The sequence below is a fragment of the Klebsiella sp. SWET4 genome, from assembly GCF_024296565.1.
GTDB classification, from domain to species: Bacteria; Pseudomonadota; Gammaproteobacteria; order Enterobacterales; family Enterobacteriaceae; genus Klebsiella; species Klebsiella variicola.
On the sequence record NZ_JANCOB010000037.1, the window covers coordinates 1 to 1928 of the forward strand.

2 protein-coding genes are annotated in these 1928 nt (G+C 64.2%); both read left to right on the forward strand.

Annotated features, from left to right (window positions below):
* Positions 1 to 987: tyrosine-type recombinase/integrase (locus NKJ21_RS27310; RefSeq protein ID WP_254733415.1), on the forward strand; the 987-nt coding region annotated here is incomplete at its 5' end.
* Positions 977 to 1928, forward strand: a 952-nt coding sequence (locus NKJ21_RS27315; protein ID WP_254733417.1) for a phage integrase SAM-like domain-containing protein, incomplete at its 3' end; no start/stop codon positions are given. The genes NKJ21_RS27310 and NKJ21_RS27315, both read left to right, overlap by 11 nt.

The following is a 1928-nucleotide window of genomic DNA, read 5'->3' on the forward strand; positions in this document are numbered from 1 at the left end:
CATCTTCACGACTGGTTCGACAGCCTGGAGCAGTCTGAGCTCGACTGGCACAGCGTGAGCGAGGCCGAGATTGCGGCCTGGCGCAATCGCATGCTGTCACAGCCGAGCCTGCATACGAAACGACCCTACGCGCGCTCGACGGTGAACGATCGGGTCCGCACGGTCTGCCGGTTCTATGCGTGGGCGCAAGGCCGTGGCTGGATCGAGAGCCTGCCGTTCCACTTTGTCGATGTGCGGGTGGGCTCCGGCCGGCGACAATCGTTCCTGGCGCATGTCGATGCGCGTCCAGGCGTCATGGCGGCAAACATCCTGACGGTAGCGGAGCACGAGCGTTTGCCGAGACCGTTGCGTGTCGATCAATTGCGTCGCGTCTTTGCGCATCTGGATATGCCCTACCGCCTGATGGCGGAATGGGCGCTGGCGACGGGACTGCGGCGCAAGGAGCTTTGCGGCCTCGCGGTCTTCCAGGTTCCGGAGACGGCGCATCTTGACGACGAGGATCATCCTTTGATCGGCGTGCCGCTGACGATCACCAAGGGTGACAAGCCGCGCACGATCTACCCGCCGATTCGCCTGGTCGACCGCACGCAGCGCTACATCGACGAGGTTCGCACGCCGCAGGTCCGGGCGTTGCGTCGAGGGAGGCCCGACTATCGGCCGCCTTCGGCTCTGTTCCTCAACACCCAGGGAAATGTGGTCAGCAAGGCGCGATTGACGGCGGTGTTTGCCGAGGCGTTCCGCGCGGCTGGCGTGACCGGAACATTACATTACCTGAGGCATACATTTGCGATGACGATGCTGGTGCGATTGCAGAGGCAGGCAGCGACCACGCCCGACCTCAATCCGCTGAAGATCGTGCAGGTCCTGCTGGGTCACAGTTCGATCCAGAGCACGTCGATCTACCTGCGCTGCGTTGAGCTGAATGGGCGGGACCTCGCCGACGGCATCGACTATCTCTATGGCGAGTTGGTCCCCGATGGCCGTTAGACGCGAGCGCATCGACCGGAGGCTGTCGGCTGCGGCGCCGATCGTTCTGGATCAGCCAGCCGATACCATCGTCGTCTTCCGCGACGGCTGGGGCGAGGTTGTGAAACGCTACGATCTCGGCAGCCTCGGTTTGCCGTTGGGCATCGCGATTCTTCTGGCCGATGCCTTCCGTCATCATCATGCCGCCTCGAGCCGGGACACGCAGCGTCATTGCTGGATGGCGCTGCGCGCCTTTGCGCGCTTCGTGGCGGAGGACGGTCTTGTTCTGTCGGTCAACGATCTGACCAGTGCGATGGTTGGGCGCTACATCGCATGGCTGGATCGCCAGGTCGCAGGACAGACCAACCAGCCCTGGTCGAAGGGTTCGCGGGCGAATGTGCTCATGCAGCTTCGCCAGATGATCGACTGGACCAAGCGGCGGCATCCCTCCCGGCTGCTGTCGCGGATCGACTTCCCCTGGCGGGTCTGGCCGAACCGCATTGCCGATACCCGGCCGCGCCTTGGCGGAGGGGACCTCAAAGCGATCCTGCGCGCGTGCTATGAGGAGATCGACGAGGCATGGGATCGCTTCGAGGCTGGGCGGAAGATCATTGGGGCGCGCGGGCCGGTTGATGGCGTCGATCCCGAGCTTTGCGAACTGATCCGGGCGTTTGCAGCCGTGGGTGACGGTGTCCTGCCGTCGCGCACGGAAGCGATCCGCAGCAGTATCAACATATCGGCGGCCAACCGCCATGGCGGGCTTCGTCATCTTGCCGGCTACATGCACCTGACCGGCGAGACGGTCGCGGCGTTCTTCATCGCGCTTTCGATCCAGACGGCGGGCAATCCGGATGCGCTGCGGCTGATAACGCGCGATTGCCAAGTGGCGCATCCGCTCGACGAGCATCGCATCATCGTCGAATGGGCCAAGCCCCGGGCCGGTGCCAAGGTGAAGCGAGCGC